The sequence below is a fragment of the Streptomyces sp. NPDC048484 genome, from assembly GCF_040651415.1.
GTDB lineage: Bacteria > Actinomycetota > Actinomycetes > Streptomycetales > Streptomycetaceae > Streptomyces.
On the sequence record NZ_JBEZJY010000021.1, the window covers coordinates 127,298 to 142,605 of the forward strand.

The following is a 15,308-nucleotide window of genomic DNA, read 5'->3' on the forward strand; positions in this document are numbered from 1 at the left end:
CACCGAACGGACAGCCGAGTGCCGTGACGAGCGCCATGACCGTGCCCGGACTCCTGGCCGCGGCCGCCGAGGAGTTCGGAGACCGGGTCTTCCTGCGCCTGGGTGACGTGTCACGGACGTACCGGCAGGCCCGGAGGGCGGCGGCCGAGACGGCCGGAGCGCTCGCGGCGCGCGGCTGTCGGCCGGGCGACCGCGTCGCCGTCATGGTCGGCAACCGGATCGAGTTCGTCGACCTGATCCTCGGCTGCGCCTGGCTCGGCGCCGTCCTGGTACCGCTGAACACCGCCCTGCGCGGCCAGGGACTGCGGCACGTCCTGCGCGAGGCGGAGCCGTCCTTCCTGCTCACAGAGGCCGAGTCGGCGGACCGGGTCGTGGCGGCCGGCTTCCGCGGGACGCTGTGGGTCGTGGGCGGGGACGACGTCCCGGCGCCGGGTGAGGCCCCCGCGATCCCGTCGCCGTCCGTCCGCCCGGACGACACCGCCTTCGTCCTGTTCACCTCGGGAACCACCGGGACTCCGCGCGGCGTGCGCTGCCCCCAGGCCCAGACCGTCTGGTGGGGCCGCAACGTCGCGGACTCGCTGCGCCTCACCGCCGACGACGTGCTCCACACCTGCCTCCCGCTGTTCCACACCAACGCCCTCAACACGCTCGCGCATGCCATGACCGTGGGCGCCACCTGCGTCATCGGGGAGCGGTTCTCCGCCACGCGGTACTGGGACCAGGTGGCGGAGACCGGTGCCACCGCCGTGTACCTGCTCGGCGCGATGGCGCCCATGCTGCTGGCTCAGCCACCCGGCCCGCACGACCGTGCGCACCGCGCCTGGCGCGGCCTCTCACCGGCCACGCCCGCCTCCGCGTGGCAGCCGTTCCGCGAGCGCTTCGGCGTCAGCCTCGTCGACGGGTTCGGCTCCACGGAGACGAACCTCGTCATCGGATCGACCCCGGAAACCCAACGCCCCGGCCGCATCGGCACGCTGCGCGACGGCTTCTCCGCCCGCGTGGTCGACGAACACCTCGCTCCCGTCCCGGACGGGACAGCCGGTGAGCTGCTGGTCCGCAGCCATCGGCGATCCGCCTTCTCCACCGGCTATCTGGGAGGCCCCGAACGGCATCCTGCCTCCTGGCGACGCACGGGCGACCGCGTGATCCGCGAACCCGACGGCTCGTACCGCTTCGTCGACCGGGTCAAGGACGTCATCCGACGCCGCGGCGAGAACATCTCCTCGTACGAGGTGGAGTCGGCGGTCCGTTCACATCCCGCGGTCGCCGATGCCGCGGCCTTCCCGGTGGCCTCGGAACTGGCGGAGGACGAGGTCATGGTGGCGGTGCTCCCGCGACCGGGGAGTGTCCTGGACCCTCGCGATTTGGTGCGCCACTGCGAGCGTGAGCTGCCCGCGTTCGCCGTGCCCCGGTTCATCGAGACCGTCCCGGAGTTGCCGCTCACCGAGACCGGCAAGGTCCGCAAGACCGTACTGCGCGAACGGGGGGTCACCGCGGGCACCTGGGACCGGGCCGCAGGGGTCAGTCCAGCTGTGAGGCCACGGCCCGCGTGATCGCCCGGGTGATGCGCAGGATGCCGGGGGAGCGGACCGGGCAGGGCTTGGGTGTCGAGGTGGTCGGAGCCATACAGAAGTGCAGGTAGTCGTCGTCGCGGTGCAGGGCTGTGCGGCCGCTGCCCAGCTGGGTGCAGTACGGCGTGTGCTCGCGTTCGTACGCGGTGCACGGCAGGTACTGGGTCCAGGTGTAGCGGGCCGAGGCCGGGCTCACCGCCTTGCCGGCATCCGCGAGCAGGTCCCCGGAGGCGGCGGCCTGCCGCTCGTAGACCGTGTTGACGCGTCGCACTCGGTCGGGCGTGATGGGGTCCGGACCCTGGAGCACCCAGACGACCTGCGGCCGGCCCCCGCCCGCCGCGCCCGCGATCTGGTCGGTCAGCCGTCGCGCGTCGTCGGTGTAGCGCGTGAGGTACTTGGCCCGTGCCTTGTCGTAGGTGATGCCGTCCATGCACGGCGTGTAGCCCCACGCGTTGCCCCAGAACTGCAGCACCACGAAGTCCGGCCGCAGCGTACGCACCAGCGCGGCGGCCTTGTCCTTCGGCGGTACGAGGGAGTCCTCGCCCGTGCCCTCCAGGTAGTCGCAGAGGGTGGTGCCCGAGTAAGGGGCGCTGGTGTAGCGCGCCTTCAACTCGTCGCGCATCAGGCCGCCGAGGACCTTCTGGTTCTCCATGGCGAGGGAGTCGCCGAGGTAGAGGACGGTGGCGCGGGAACGCTGTGAGGGTGCCCCGGTACTGGTTCCGGTGCCGGCCCCGTTGTGGGGCTCGGCCTCGGTTCCGGGCCCGGCTTCGGGGGTGGCGGCCGGCCGCTGATGCGTGGTCGAGGAGTTCTTGGGTGCCGAGGGGACGGGCGGCGCCGCGGACTCGGGTCCGGACGAGGGGTCCCCGCACGCGCCGAGCAGCAGCAACCCGGCCAGCATCCCGACCATCCACGGCTTGCGCATACGGCAACTCCCGCCCCGGCCACAGAAAACGGCCACCAGACAAGCACAGCGGGAGGCAAGGGGGAAGAGCCGTTCAGGCCTCGGCCGCCCGGAGGAGGAGCGGACCGGCCTCGGCCCGCCCGGAGGAGGACCGGACCGCAACAACGTAGCCCTGCTTAAGGCTATGTGGAGAACTCTTCACTTGTGCTGCGCTGTCCAGGTCGGGCACGGTTGTGGATCATGCAGCCCAACTCCCCATGGCGGACGGCCGACTTCAGGACGCTCTTCAGCGCGACCGCGTTCAGCCAGCTCGGCACGAACGTCAGCTATGTCGCCGTCCCGCTGATCGCGGTCGCCGAACTCGACGCGAGCCCCGGCCAGGTCGGCGCCCTGGCCACGTTGAGCACGCTCGCCTTCCTGCTCATCGGCCTGCCCGCCGGAGCCTGGGTGGACAGGATGCGTCACCGCAGAGTGCTGATCGTCGCCGACCTGGCGCGGGCCGTGCTCTTCGCCTCCGTCCCCCTGGCCTGGTGGCTGGACGCGCTCACGCTGGGCCAGTTGTACGCGGTGGTGCTGCTGAACGGCTGCGCCACCGTCTTCTTCGACGTCGGCTCGCAGAGCACCCTGCCCGGACTCGTCGGCCGCGACGCCCTTGTGCAGGCCAACGCCGCCATGATGAGCCTGATGGCCGTGAGCAACGTGGCCGGCCGGAGCGCGGGCGGCGCGCTGGTCCAGTTTCTCACGGCACCGGTGGCCGTTCTCTGTACGGCGGCGAGTCATCTGGCCTCCGCACTCCAGCTCACCCGGGTCCGCCCCGATCAGGCTCCGCCCACGCCGGACCGGACGGTCGGACTGCGCACGCAGATCGGTGAGGGGGTCCGCCACGTCTTCGGCAACGTGGAGCTGCGCGCCCTCGCGCTCACCGCTGCTCTCACCAACCTGGGCTCCCAGATCATCAACACCATGCTCCCCGTGCTGTTCGTGCGCGAACTCGGCCTGCCCGCAAGCGCGTTGGGCCTGTACTGGGCGGCGGGCGGCGTCGGCCTCCTGCTCGGCGCCCGCTGCGCCCGCCCCCTCGCCGGGCGCCTCGGATACGGCCGCACCCTCGGCATCATGGGCCTGTGCCTCGCGCCCGCGGGGCTGCTCGTTCCGCTCATCGATCGCGGACCGTGGCTGTGGCTCGCGGGCGCCGGGGGAGTGCTCGTCCTGTTCAAGACCGGCGTGGACAACGTGCTCGGAGTGAGTCTGCGGCAGCGGATGCCCGCGGACGAGCTCCTCGGCCGCATGAACGCGACGTTCAGGTTCGTCCTCACCGGTGCCCTCGCCGTCGGCGCGGCGGTGGCGGGGCTGATCGGTGAACTGGCAGGTGTGCGCGCCACGTTGTGGGTCGGTGCCGGGCTGCTCGCCACGGCCTTCCTGCCGGTTTTCCTCTCCCCGGTCCGCGGACGCCGTGAACTGCCCCACGAACAGCCCCTCTGGGCAGTACCCGTCACAAAGAACTGACCGCACGCTCCAGGGCATCCGCCACCCGGTCCGTGTCGGCCTCTGTCGTACGCCAGTTGCTGAACGCGGCCCGCAGCGCGTGCGTCCCCTCGTAGAAGGTCGGCGTCATGAACGCCTCGCCGGATTCGGCGACGGCCCGGCCCAGCGTGTGCACCCGTTCCCGGGTGACGTCCCCGTCGAGGGTGAAGCAGACGACGTTGAGACGGACCGGCGCGAGCAGCCGCAGGCCCGCTGCGTCCGTGATCCGGTCGCCGAGGCGCCGGGCGAGCGCGATGTTCCGCTCGACGATCTCCCGGTGTCCTTCGCGGCCGTACGCGGCGAGTGAGAACCAGGCCGGGAGCGCGCGCAGCCGGCGTGAGTTCTCGGGTGTGAGGTGGACGAAGTCGGGCTCACCGGTGGGCAGTCCGAGGTACGGCGACGCGTTGTGGAAGACCCGCACCTGGAGGTCCCGGTGGCGGGTGAACTGCACGGCCGCGTCGTAGGGGACGTTGAGCCACTTGTGCAGGTCGACGCAGACCGAGTCGGCGGCGTCGAGGCCGTCGGTGAGATGTGCGTGCTCGGGGGACAGTGCGGCGAAACCGCCGAAGGCTGCGTCCACGTGCAGCCAGAAGTCGTAGCGCTCCTTGAGCTTCGCGATGGCTCGCAGGTCGTCGAAGTCGACCGTGTTCACGGTCCCGGCATTGGCCACGACGACGGCCGGGCGCCCGTCCAACTCGTCGAGCGCCTCGGCCAGCCGCGCCACGTCGACGGCTTCCCGGCCACCGGGCAGCACCGGCATCGTACGCAGCCGGTCGCGGCCGATGCCCAGGACGGACAGGGCCTTGGGGATGCTGGAGTGCGGGCTGCCGGACAGTACGTCGACCGGTCCGAGGGCGGCGACTCCCGCCTCGGACACGGAAACGCCCAGACGCTCGCCCAGCCACTCCCGTGCGAGCGCCAGCCCGACGGTGTTCGAGACGGTCGCACCTGTCACGAACGCGCCGCTGTGCGCCTCGCCCAGCCCGAACAACTCCCGCAGCCAGCCCAGCGTCTCGTGCTCCAGCGCGGTCGCCGACGAGTCGCCGGTGCCGGTGGCGTTCTGGTCGTACGCGCTGGTCAGCCAGTCCCCGGTGAGCGCGGCCGGGGTCGCGCCCCCCGTCACGAAGCCGAGATAGCGCGGGCCCGCGGAGGCGGAGAACCCCGGCGCCCACCGCTCGGCGAACCGCGCGAGCGCACCCTCGGCACCCGCGCCCCCGGCCGGCAGCGGTTCGGCGTCCGGAGCCTTGCCCAGGTGGGCCACGGGGCGTGCTTCGAGCCCCGACACCTCACGTGCGGCGAAGTCACGGGCGGACTGGAGGAGTTCGGGGAGCCGGGAGAGATCGTCGGCGAGTATGTGGTCCATGAGCGGCAGCGTAGGCGGGCGGCCTCACTGAACTCCCGGTCCAGTCGGGGGAAACTGGCCTCATGTGGGAGTGCGTCGCCGCCGCGCTCGATGACCGTCGCCAGATCCCGCCGACGCCGCGGAACGCCCTCGTCACCGCGAACGCCGCAGCATGCCCCGCTGCCGGGCGCCCCGGGCGGGCGGAGCCAGGATCTTCTCGGCCGCGGCGATGAACTGTCTGCGGGCGTCGATGAGGTCACTGTCCGCCTGACCGTTCTGCACGAGGCGGTCGTCGAGATCCAGCCGCATGCGCCAGACGTCCGTCTGCCGGACGGCCGCCGCATGGACGGTGTCGGCCAGCTCACCCATCGGCGCGGGGCCGGTGATGGCGACGTTCGTGGCCGCTCTGCTCAGCGCGCCCAGGGCGTCCATGGTCGGCTCCCACAGACCTCGATGCTCGTCCTCGCTCCGCCATTCGAGAGCCACGCGGGCCTCGATGACGGCGTTGATGCTCTGCCGGAACGCCTCACACTCGTCGAGCACGGTCGCGAAGGCGGCACGCCGCTCGTCGCGCAGACGGTGCCGGACCTGGAAGGTCTCCTGCTGCTGTGCCTGCCGACGTGAGGACCTGGCATGGAGAAGCGGTCCGGTCAGTCCGGCGGTCAGGGTTCCCCCTATGCCCAGAGCGGTCGCCCAGATGACCGTGTTGGCTTGGTCCATGCCGCACATCATGCCGCCGCCACACCCGTCAATGGCCGAACTTGACTGATTGATACGGCAGTTGGGCGGCCACAGGGTCCGCTACGCACCCGATGCCGTGGAAGTCGGCACGCGGAAAGACCTGGCGACGACCCCTGCGGGCGTCAGCCGGGTGGAGCGCCATGGCCCGGGTGTGGCGCCCGCCACAAGGGGACCGGGCGTGGCTTCCCGGACGGGACCGAGCCCGAATGTGCCGTCACGAATCGGCCCGCCGCCACGCCTCACCTGGCGTGCGAGGACGGCGTTCGGCCAGCAGCCGAGCAGCGCCGGGACCACGGTCAGCGCGATCAGCACGCCGGTCAGGACCGCGCCCGCGGCGCCCAGGCCCATCTGCGTCAGCATCGGGACGCCGATCACCGAGAGTCCGGCCAGCGCGATGACGACGGTGAGTCCGGCGAACACGACCGCGGAACCGGCCGTGCCCACGGCCAGACCGGTCGCCTCCTGGGGACCGTGCCCCTTGGCCCGCTCCTCGCGACAGCGGGAGACCACGAACAAGGAGTAGTCGATGCCGACCGCGCGCCCGAGCATCATGGCCAGCTCGCCGGTCGTCGAGGACAGCCCGAGGACACTGCCGAGGGCGGTGATCGAGGCCATGCTGACGCCGACGCCGAGCAGGGCGGTGAGCAGCGGAAGACCGGCGGCGGCCAGCGACCCGAAGGTGATCACCAGCACCACGGCGGCGAGGGCGACGCCGATCACCTCGCCCATCCCGGACGCGGCCTCGGTCTCCAGTGCGCTCCCGCCCGCCTCGACGGTCAGGCCCGAATCCCGGGCCTCCTCGATGGCGCGTTCCAGCTTCTGCTTGCTCGCGGCGGTGAGGTCATCGGCCTTCACGTCGTAGGTGACGGTGGCGTACGCCGTGGACGCGTCCTTGCTCACCCCGCGCCCGTCGAACGGGCTCACCACGTCCGCGACCTGCGGTCCGTCGGCCGCCTCGGTCACCAGCGCGTCGATGGCCGAGCGGTTCTTCGCCGAGGTGACCTGCTGTCCCTCCGGCGCGACGAAGACGATCCGGGCGTCCGCCCCGTCCGCCTCGGCCCTGGGGAACCGCGCGTTGATGAGGTCGAACGCCTTCTGGGCCTCGATCCCCGGCATCGACGACGAGTCGTCGGGAGGGTCGGAGGCGTTGAGGGCTCCGAAGGCGACGACGCCCAGGGCCGCCACCCACAGCAGTCCGACGTAACGGCGCCGCCGGAAGGCCCAACGGCCCAGTCGATAAAGGAAGGTCGCCATGGAAGAGGACTCCGTATCTGCTCTCGGGAACCTCTCCAGCCTTTCCGGACGGGCCCTGTCCCGTCGTCGTCCGCGTCAACCCTCCCGGCTACTCACTATCAAGTACTCCACGGCGTGGAATGTCATCGTTTCGTCTCAGCCCGGTCTGCCCCCACAACCCGTGCCGCCCCACGCGGGTCTAGCTGGCAGAGATTGACCGGATCGAACGAGAAAGGCCTGATCATGGGGGACATACGCAGACGGGCGGCCGTCGTACTGGGGGTCACCGGACTGATGGCGCCGCTGGCTGTCGCGCTGGGGGCGGCTCCGGCCCAGGCGGCGAGCTGCACCACACAGACCGGCCCCTACCAGAAGAGGGTCGAGAAGTTCCTCGGCCGGACGGTGGACGGCAGGCAGTCGGCTGCCGACTGCAAGGCGATCAAGGCCTTCCAGACCAAGCACGGCATCACCCCGAACATCGGCTACGCCGGCTCCGTCACCTGGGGCGTGATGGACCTGATGAACAAGCAGAAGGCCGTCGGGAACAATCCCAACAAGGACGGAAAGTGCCCAGTCAACAAGGGCCGCATCGCCTGTGTGAACCTCACGCTCCAGCTCAGCTGGATCCAGGACGGCAGCACCCTCGTGTACGGCCCGGTGCCGGTCCGCACCGGCCGCAACGGCTACGAGACCCGCACCGGTCTGAAGAAGATCTACTGGCGGAACATCGACCACGTCTCGACGATCTACGACGTGCCCATGCCCTACAGCCAGTTCTTCGACGGCGGCCAGGCCTTCCACTCGGTCGGCGTGAGCATGTGGAACCCGCCCGGCTCGCACGGCTGCGTCAACATGACGAAGACGGACGCCAAGAAGTACTGGTCGCTCCTGAAGAAGAACGACGACGTCTACGTGTACGGCCGCAAGCCGGGCACCTGACCGCACATGCCCGCGTCCCGCCCCGCCGGCGAGGCGGGACGGGACGCGGACTCCCCCGGTGTGATGGTGGTTCGGCGGAGCCGCCGGCGGTCAGAGCAGAGGAGCGATGAGCAACGGTTCCCGCGCTGTCCGCGTGGTCATCGCCGACGACCACCCCATGTACCGCTACGGCCTGGCCGCCGCGCTGGGTTCGAGCGGGGACGTCGAGGTCGTCGCCGAGGCCGCGAACGGCGACGATCTGCTGGCGGCCGTCGACCGTACGGCACCTGACGTAGTGGTGACCGACCTGGCCATGCCCGGCCTCGACGGCACCGCGGCCACGCGCGCGCTGTTGGCGCGTCACCGCGCGCTGGGAGTCCTGGTGCTGACCATGCACGAGGGCGACCAGGCGCTGTTCGGCGCGCTCCGCTCCGGGGCCCGCGGCTACCTGCTCAAGGACACCGACTCCGCGGAGATCGTCCGGGGCGTCCTCACCGTGGCCGCCGGAGACGCCGTCTACGGCGGAGCGGTGGCCCGGCGGATCGTGGACTTCTTCACCGGGGCGCACCGCGACTACGCGGCGAAGGTCTTCCCCGGACTGACCGAGCGCGAACGAGAGGTACTGGATCTCGTCGCGCTCGGCTGTGGCAACCACCAGATCGCCGGACGGCTGTTCCTGTCGGAGAAGACGGTCCGCAACCACGTGTCGTCGATTCTGTACAAGCTCCAGGTCTCCGACCGCGCCGCCGCCGTCGCCCGGGCACGCGACGCGGGCATGGGCGACGGCGGCCGCGCCCTGAAAGAGGGCGGAACGACGGGAGTTGACGGTTGATCAGCTCGCGTCCCCGAAGTCCGGGATCTCCAGCCGTGCCCCGCCCTGCCGGGCCGACTCGTGCGCGACGATGCCCGGCAGGGTGTAGCGGGCGGCCACCCACGCGTTCACCGACGGCAGGGTCCGGGTGTTGACGGCGGTCACGAAGTCGTCCACCAGGAAGTGGTGGCTGCCCTCGTGCCCGTTGTGCAGGTTCTCGAATTCCTTCGGCAGCCGCGACCGGTCGTGCACCGGGGCCGACCCTGAGGTGAAGGCGGCCCGCAGCTCCGGCGCGATGTGCTGGAGGGAGGGGTCGTCGGGGGACATGGTGGGCTTGGGCTCCAGGAGTTCACTGATGTCCTTCACCCCCTTCTTGTCCTGCCAGAAGGCCACCGTGGCGAGCTGCTCCATGCTGGCCTCCGTCCCGAAGAACCGGAAACGCGACTCCCGGATGTGCGAGGGATAGCCCACCCGCCGGAACTCGTTCGTACGGAACGAGCCGCCGCCCGCGACCTCGAAGAGAGCGGTGGCGTTGGAGAAGTCGTTGCCGAACTGGCTGACATCCTCGTCGAAGACCCCGTCGCCGCGGTCGTCCTTGACCCCGATCGCGGACACGCTCACCGCGTGCGTCTGCCAGGCGCCGAGGACCCCTCCCACCGAGTGCGTGGGGTAGAGCAGCGGGGGGTAACTGGCGGTCGCCTTCCAGTTCTCGCCGCCGCTGTACTGGTAGGCCTCGTAGAACCCGAGGTCCATGTCATGCACGTAGTCGCCCTCGGCGTAGAAGAGCCGGCCGAAGGAGCCGTCCGCGATCTGGTTGCGGGCATGGACGGTCGCCGGGTTGTACTGGCTGGTCTCACCCATCATGTAGGTGAGCCCGGTGGCCCGTACCGTGTCGATGATCGCGGTGATCTCCTCGTGGGTGATCGCCATCGGCACCGCCGAGTAGACATGCTTGCCGGCGTTCAGCCCCTGGATCACCAGGGGGCCGTGGGTCCAGCGCTGGGTGAAGATCGCGACGGCGTCGACCGCCTCCGACTCCAGCATCGCCTGGTACGAGGGGAAGGTTCCCGCCAGCCCTTCGGCGGCCGCCAGTTGCCCGGCCCGCTCCGGCAGCAGGTCGGTGACATAGATGTCACCGACGCCGGGGTGGGCGAGGAACAGCTTGGCGAACTGGCCGGAGAACTGCCCGGCGCCGACGATGCCGAGGGAGAACGTCATGGGGGCGTGCCTCTCACTGGGGTGCTTGGTCACCGGGTAGGTGCTCACTGGTCGAGAATCCGGTTGATCTGGTCGTTGGTCTCGTCTAGGCCGCCGACGGGCGCGTCGTTGGCGAAGACGTCCTGCATGGCGGGCTTCATCAACGCGAGGACGTCCGCCGCGTAGTTGGTGATCGGATACGAGAAGGTCGTGAAGTCCTTCACGTCGGCGACCGGCCGCGTGAACGCCGTCACGTCGATGCCCTTCTTCTCGTAGGCGGCGACGGCGGCGTCGGTGCCGTCCGGTGTCGCGGGGAAGACGATCCCGAAGCCACCCACCGTCTTCTGGCACTCGTCCGAGGCCATGTACGCCACCCACTTCTTCCCGCCCGCCTTGTTGTCGGCGCCCTTGGTGACGGAGTCGGCGAGGCCGTTCATCATGGTCGCCCGCTTACCCGTGGGGCCGGCCGGAGTGACGGCGCTGCCGATGTCCAGGCCCTTGAACCCGGCGTACGTGGAGATCATCCAGGCACCGTCGAACGCGGCCGCCGCCTTGCCCGAAGCCACCTGTGTGTTGGCCTGGTTGGACTGGGAGTTCCAGTCGGTGAAGGGGGTCATGTACCCCTTCTTCGCCAGACCGAAGTACCACTTGACGACGGACTGGAAGGTCGGGCTGTCGTAGTTGTACTTCTTGCCCCAGCGCTTCTCGTCCGTGTACGTCCAGCCCGCCGACCCGGTGAAGGAGCTCCACTGCGTCTGTCCGTCGCCGTCGCCGCCGCCGTTGGTGGCCAGGCCGTACACCTTGACGTTGTTCCTGTCGAAGCCCGGCTCGTCGCCGCGCTTGCCCTTCCTGTCGACGGTGAGGTGGGCGATCGTCTTCTCGAACGTGCCGCCGTCCTTCGGGTTCCAGTCGAGGCCGCCCAGCCGGCCGGCGGTGATCCCGGCGTCCTTCGCCATCTTCTTGTTGTAGAAGAGCCCGACGGTGTCCCAGTCCTTCGGGGCGCCGTAGCGGTGGCCGTCCTGGCCGACCCAGTTGGCCGCGAGGCCCGGCTGGTAGGAGGAGTCCTCGACGGAGAGGTCGTCCAGCGGTTCGAGCACCTTCAGGTCGGCGAACTGCCCGAACTTCTGGATGTGGTCGGTGAAGACGTCCGGTTCCGTGCCGGCGATGAAGCTCGCCGTGAGCTTGGTCCAGTAGTCGTCCCAGCCCATCTGGGTGATCTTCACGTCCAGGCCGGGGTTCTGCTTCTCGAAGTCCTTGGCGCAGGCCTCGTACGCGGGCAGCTGGTTGGCGTCCCACAGCCAGTACGTCACGGTGTTCGACGAGGATCCGGCGGAGTCGTCCTTCGCGCACCCCGCCAGGGACAACGCCAGCGCTCCGGTGAGCGCGACGAGTGTACGGAACCGCCTCGGGGGCGTACGGAATCGCATCAGGTGCCTCCTACTTGATTCCGGTGAAGCTGATGGAACTGACGATCCGGCGCGCGAAGACCGCGAAGAGCGCGAGCATCGGAAGCGCGGCGATGAGCGTCGCCGCCATCAGCCCCGACCAGTCGACGCCGGTCTGCGGGGTCTGCGCCCGGAAGATGGCCAGCGCGACGGTGAGCACGCGCGAACTGTCGCTGTACGACACCATCAGCGGCCAGAAGTAGTCGTTCCAGGAGGTGATGTACGTCAGTACCGCCAGCGTGATCACCGGGGTGGCCGCCATCGGCAGCAGCACTCTGAAGAAGATGCCGACCTTCCCGACGCCGTCGAGCAGCGCCGCCTCCTCGACCTCGCGCGGGAGGTTCATGAAGAACTGACGGAGGAAGAACACCGCGAACGGCGTCATGAACATCGTCGGGAGTGCGATCCCCGGCAGCGAGTCGATCAGACCGAGTTGCTTGATGAGGACGAAGTTCGGCAGCAGGGTGAAGATCGCCGGGACCATCAGTCCGGCCAGGAACAGGGCGAAGACCGTGTCGCGGCCCCGCCACCGCAGCCGGGCGAAGGCATAGGCGGCCATCGCGGAGAAGAAGATCTGACAGCCGGTGATCAGCGTCGAGACGATCGTCGAGTTGAGCAGATAGCGCCAGAAGTCGAGCCCGCCGCCCGCGCCGCCCTGCGCGATCGCCTCCTTGGTCGACTGCAGTCCGAGCGCCCGGGCGAAGCCGCCGCCCGTCGGGTCGGCCGGCAGGGGTGAGGTCGGATCGGTCGCGATGCCGGTGTTGGAGGAGAGCGCGGTGCGCAGGATCCAGTAGAACGGCAACAGGGTGATCAGCAGGATCGCCCCCATCGCCAGCCAGGCCATGACCCGCCCGAAGGAGGGCCTGGGCCTGGCACGGCGTACGGTCGGCGATGTCGGTGTCGATGTGGAATTCGACGGGGGTGGTGCGGTGGTCGCGGCAGCCATGACGGTGTCTCCTTCCGCTCAGCCGAGGTCGGTCTGTCCGGCTCGGGTGAGCCGGTACTGGAGGATGGTGATCGCGCTGAGCACGACCAGGAGTGCCACGGACATCGCCGAGGCGTAGCCGAACTGGAAGCGGCCGAACGCCGAGCCGTAGATGTAGAACTGGAGCACGTTGGTGGCGTTCGCCGGACCGCCGTTGGTCGTCACCGCGACGGTGTCGAAGACCTGGAACGAGCCGATCACGGTCATGATCAGCACCACGGCCAGCACCGGTCGCAGCAGCGGCATGGTGATGCGCCAGAACATCCGCCACTCGCTCGCGCCGTCGACCTTCGCGGCCTCGTACATGTCGCTGGGGATGGCCTGCAGTCCGGCGAAGAGCAGCAGTGCGGTGTAGCCGACGTGCCGCCAGACGTTGATCAGCGCGATCGTCGGGATCGCCCACGTCTCGTCCGCCAGGAACGGGATGCGGTCGAACCCGAGGCCCGCGATGATCTCGTTGCCGATGCCGAGCTGGGTGTCGAGCATCCACAGCCAGACGATGCCCGCGACGACGTTCGACATCAGGTACGGCGTCAGCACGATGCCCCGCAGCACCGCCGACTGCGTGAGCCGCTGGAGCAGGACGGCGATGGCCAGCGCCGCGACGGTCTGCACACCTATGTTGATGAACACGTACTCGACGGTGACCTTCAGCGAGTCCCAGAAGATGGGGTCGTCGGCCATGCGCCGGTAGTTGTCGAGGCCGACCCACTGCGGTGGGGTCAGGAGGTTGAAGCGGGTGAAGCTCAGATAGATGCCGCGCAGCGTCGGCCACAGCAGGAAGACCAGGAAGCCCAGCATGGCGGGTGCGATGAACAGCGCCGCGAGGGCTCCGTCACCGCGGCCGCCACCGTCACGTTCTCGCTTCCTGCCGGTCCCCGGCTTCGGAGCTGGTCCCTCGACGTCGCGCGGTGGCAGACGCGACGGTGGGCTGCTGGAGGCGACGGTCATCGGGAGACTCCCTCGTCTGCGGCTCGTCCTTGGGCCCCACTTACTTTTGGGGCGAAAGAATCCAACCGTCAAGAGGTGTGCGCAATCTTTTCCTTACAGGGCTTGCACGGCTTAGGGTGGCGTCATTACTTCTGCAACGAAAGAAACTATGGGGAGGGTCGGCATGACCGCACGCGCCGCCAGCTGGCTGCCGCTCAGTCCCGGTGAACGCTCCGTCGCGATCGAGGTGCTCACGCACGGCCCCCTGTCGCGCAGCGACATCGCCCGGCGGCTCGACCTGTCCGCGGGCAGCCTGACCCGGCTCACCAAGCCGCTCATTGAATCGGGCCTCCTTGTCGAGGTCGCCGAGGGCAGCGCACTCGCCGAGGTGCGTCAGGGCCGGCCCTCCCAGCCCCTCGACATCGTCGCCGAATCCCGCACCTTCATCGGCTTCAAGATCACCGAGGACATGGTCTACGGCGTCGTCACGACCCTCAGGAGCGACATCGTCGCCCGTCACGACCTACCTCTGTCCAGTCATGATCCGCAGCACGTCGTGGACGTGCTGCGGGCGGTCACGGAGGAGTTCGCCCGGGAGTTCCCCGGCCTGGCCGGGATCGGCATCGGACTGGGCGGCCGCTCCTCGGACGGCTCCGTCGTCGACGAGTCGGCCTTTCTCGGCTGGCGCGACGTCCCCCTGGCGCGGCTCCTGGAGGAGTCCACCGGACTGCCCGTCGTCGTCGCCAACGACGTGAACGCGCTCGTCGAGGCCGAGAACTGGTTCGGCGCGGGCCGCGGCCTCGACCGGTTCGCCGTGCTCACCATCGGCGCGGGTCTCGGCTACGGGCTGGTCAGCGGCGGCAAGCGGGTCGTGTCCGCGGAGGACGGACGGGGGGTGGGCCGCTTCTGGATCATGAACCCGAACGGCCCGCTCACCCCCGAGGGCGAGCGAGGCAGCGCCATCTCCCTGCTGACCATTCCCAGCATCCGCTACCAGGTCGGGGCCGCGACCGGCCGTGACGTCTCGTACGACGAGGTCCTCGCGCTGGCAGCCGAGGGCGAACCGATGGCCGCCCGGGTCATCGACGAGGCGGCGCGCGCCCTGGGCACGCTCGTCGCACAGATCGCCAACTTCGCGATGCCTGAGAAGATCCTCCTCGCCGGTGAGGGCGTGGGCCTGGTCGATGTGGCCGGACCGGTGGTCGAGCAGGCCGTCCTCGCCAACCGCCATCCACAGGCCGACCCGGTCAACCTCGAAACGAAGGTGTCCGACTTCCACGACTGGGCGCGGGGCGGCGCCGTCCTGGCCATCCAGATGCTGGTCCTGGGTTCCGGGTCCGGCGACGCCTGACCCCGGCACTGCCGGAACGGCCACCGAAAGGCGGTAACGGCCACCGAAAGGCGTTAAGGATCACAGTGACTACTCACATGGTCTTCACGCAGAGCGTCGTATGATTCACGGTATGTCCACCACTCACTGCCGTGCGCCAGGAGCCACGCAACGATCAGCCGCCGAGGTCAACGAAGAGATCCGGGCCCTGTGGCTCCGGGCCGGCGGGATGCTGAGCGGTGAGCAGCGGCGCGAGTACCAGTGCCTCGTCCTGGAGTGGTCGGCAGCCGCACCCCGGACCCACTCGCACGAGGACCCGTCGAAGGCGGCCTGACCGCCCGTTCCGCCTTCGCACGCCTGCCCACATCACCCCTTCGTCACTG

General features: G+C 69.7%; 13 protein-coding genes and 1 pseudogene. 6 read left to right on the plus strand and 8 right to left on the minus strand.

Annotated features, from left to right (window positions below; translation table 11 throughout):
* The first annotated feature begins 23 nt into the window (after positions 1-23).
* Positions 24-1,553 (plus strand): AMP-binding protein, encoded by a 1,530-nt coding sequence (locus AB0D14_RS22250; RefSeq protein ID WP_362781531.1) that lies wholly within the window; start codon positions 24-26, stop codon positions 1,551-1,553.
* On the opposite strand, the gene AB0D14_RS22255 is transcribed toward AB0D14_RS22250, so the two are convergent.
* A complete protein-coding gene (locus AB0D14_RS22255; protein ID WP_362781533.1) occupies positions 1,522-2,493 on the minus strand; it encodes an SGNH/GDSL hydrolase family protein in 972 nt (323 codons plus the stop codon). The two genes, AB0D14_RS22250 and AB0D14_RS22255, sit on opposite strands and share 32 nt — an antisense overlap.
* Positions 2,494-2,712: 219 nt before the next feature.
* Here AB0D14_RS22255 and AB0D14_RS22260 point away from each other — a divergent pair, with 219 nt between their 5' ends.
* Positions 2,713-3,975 carry an MFS transporter gene (locus AB0D14_RS22260; RefSeq protein WP_362781534.1) on the plus strand — a complete coding sequence of 421 codons (1,263 nt, stop codon included), beginning with the start codon at positions 2,713-2,715 and terminating at the stop codon, positions 3,973-3,975.
* Here the strand turns inward: AB0D14_RS22260 and AB0D14_RS22265 are convergent.
* The 3 genes and pseudogenes from AB0D14_RS22265 to AB0D14_RS22275 all read right to left on the minus strand — a co-directional run.
* Entirely contained in the window at positions 3,962-5,356 is a 1,395-nt protein-coding gene (locus AB0D14_RS22265; protein WP_362781536.1) for a pyridoxal-dependent decarboxylase, read from the minus strand. The two genes, AB0D14_RS22260 and AB0D14_RS22265, sit on opposite strands and share 14 nt — an antisense overlap.
* 132 nt (positions 5,357-5,488) lie before the next feature.
* The gene (locus AB0D14_RS22270) at positions 5,489-6,055 is read right to left on the minus strand and encodes a hypothetical protein (protein WP_362781538.1); all 567 of its coding nucleotides are present in this window, start codon (positions 6,053-6,055) and stop codon (positions 5,489-5,491) included.
* A 255-nt stretch (positions 6,056-6,310) separates the two neighbouring features.
* Positions 6,311-7,330: pseudogene (locus AB0D14_RS22275) on the minus strand (MMPL family transporter); the annotation flags it as partial.
* Between the two features lie 222 nt (positions 7,331-7,552).
* Here AB0D14_RS22275 and AB0D14_RS22280 point away from each other — a divergent pair.
* Entirely contained in the window at positions 7,553-8,248 is a 696-nt protein-coding gene (locus tag AB0D14_RS22280; protein ID WP_362781540.1) for a L,D-transpeptidase, read from the plus strand.
* A gap of 106 nt (positions 8,249-8,354) precedes the next feature.
* Positions 8,355-9,059 carry a response regulator transcription factor gene (locus AB0D14_RS22285; protein ID WP_362781542.1) on the plus strand — a complete coding sequence of 235 codons (705 nt, stop codon included), beginning with the start codon at positions 8,355-8,357 and terminating at the stop codon, positions 9,057-9,059.
* Here the strand turns inward: AB0D14_RS22285 and AB0D14_RS22290 are convergent, their stop codons facing one another.
* The 4 genes from AB0D14_RS22290 to AB0D14_RS22305 are packed head-to-tail and all read right to left on the minus strand — an operon-like array spanning position 9,060 to position 13,616.
* Positions 9,060-10,256, minus strand: coding sequence for a Gfo/Idh/MocA family oxidoreductase (locus AB0D14_RS22290; protein ID WP_362781620.1), 1,197 nt, complete (start codon positions 10,254-10,256; stop codon positions 9,060-9,062).
* A gap of 44 nt (positions 10,257-10,300) precedes the next feature.
* Positions 10,301-11,662, minus strand: a complete 1,362-nt coding sequence (locus AB0D14_RS22295; protein WP_362781544.1) for a sugar ABC transporter substrate-binding protein — start codon at positions 11,660-11,662, stop codon at positions 10,301-10,303.
* Positions 11,663-11,672: 10 nt separating this feature from the next.
* Positions 11,673-12,626, minus strand: coding sequence for a carbohydrate ABC transporter permease (locus AB0D14_RS22300; RefSeq protein ID WP_362781546.1), 954 nt, complete (start codon positions 12,624-12,626; stop codon positions 11,673-11,675).
* Between the two features lie 18 nt (positions 12,627-12,644).
* Complete coding sequence (locus AB0D14_RS22305; protein ID WP_362781547.1) at positions 12,645-13,616, minus strand: sugar ABC transporter permease; 972 nt, start codon at positions 13,614-13,616, stop codon at positions 12,645-12,647.
* A gap of 163 nt (positions 13,617-13,779) precedes the next feature.
* On the opposite strand from AB0D14_RS22305, the gene AB0D14_RS22310 reads away from it, so the two are divergent.
* Positions 13,780-14,946: an ROK family transcriptional regulator gene (locus AB0D14_RS22310; RefSeq protein ID WP_362781549.1), complete on the plus strand. Its 1,167-nt coding sequence runs from the start codon at positions 13,780-13,782 to the stop codon at positions 14,944-14,946.
* Positions 14,947-15,046: 100 nt separating this feature from the next.
* A complete protein-coding gene (locus tag AB0D14_RS22315; RefSeq protein WP_362781551.1) occupies positions 15,047-15,259 on the plus strand; it encodes a hypothetical protein in 213 nt (70 codons plus the stop codon).
* Positions 15,260-15,308 lie beyond the last annotated feature (49 nt).

Excerpts from the sequence above, each read along its gene's own strand:
- AB0D14_RS22255 (WP_362781533.1), bottom strand. The coding sequence starts at position 2,493 with ATGCGCAAGCCGTGGATGGTCGGGATGCTGGCCGGGTTGCTGCTGCTC.
- AB0D14_RS22260 (WP_362781534.1), top strand. The coding sequence starts at position 2,713 with ATGCAGCCCAACTCCCCATGGCGGACGGCCGACTTCAGGACGCTCTTC.
- AB0D14_RS22265 (WP_362781536.1), bottom strand. The coding sequence starts at position 5,356 with ATGGACCACATACTCGCCGACGATCTCTCCCGGCTCCCCGAACTCCTC.
- AB0D14_RS22270 (WP_362781538.1), bottom strand. The coding sequence starts at position 6,055 with ATGGACCAAGCCAACACGGTCATCTGGGCGACCGCTCTGGGCATAGGG.
- AB0D14_RS22280 (WP_362781540.1), top strand. The coding sequence starts at position 7,553 with ATGGGGGACATACGCAGACGGGCGGCCGTCGTACTGGGGGTCACCGGA.
- AB0D14_RS22285 (WP_362781542.1), top strand. The coding sequence starts at position 8,355 with ATGAGCAACGGTTCCCGCGCTGTCCGCGTGGTCATCGCCGACGACCAC.
- AB0D14_RS22290 (WP_362781620.1), bottom strand. The coding sequence starts at position 10,256 with ATGACGTTCTCCCTCGGCATCGTCGGCGCCGGGCAGTTCTCCGGCCAG.
- AB0D14_RS22295 (WP_362781544.1), bottom strand. The coding sequence starts at position 11,662 with ATGCGATTCCGTACGCCCCCGAGGCGGTTCCGTACACTCGTCGCGCTC.
- AB0D14_RS22300 (WP_362781546.1), bottom strand. The coding sequence starts at position 12,626 with ATGGCTGCCGCGACCACCGCACCACCCCCGTCGAATTCCACATCGACA.
- AB0D14_RS22305 (WP_362781547.1), bottom strand. The coding sequence starts at position 13,616 with ATGACCGTCGCCTCCAGCAGCCCACCGTCGCGTCTGCCACCGCGCGAC.
- AB0D14_RS22310 (WP_362781549.1), top strand. The coding sequence starts at position 13,780 with ATGACCGCACGCGCCGCCAGCTGGCTGCCGCTCAGTCCCGGTGAACGC.
- AB0D14_RS22315 (WP_362781551.1), top strand. The coding sequence starts at position 15,047 with ATGATTCACGGTATGTCCACCACTCACTGCCGTGCGCCAGGAGCCACG.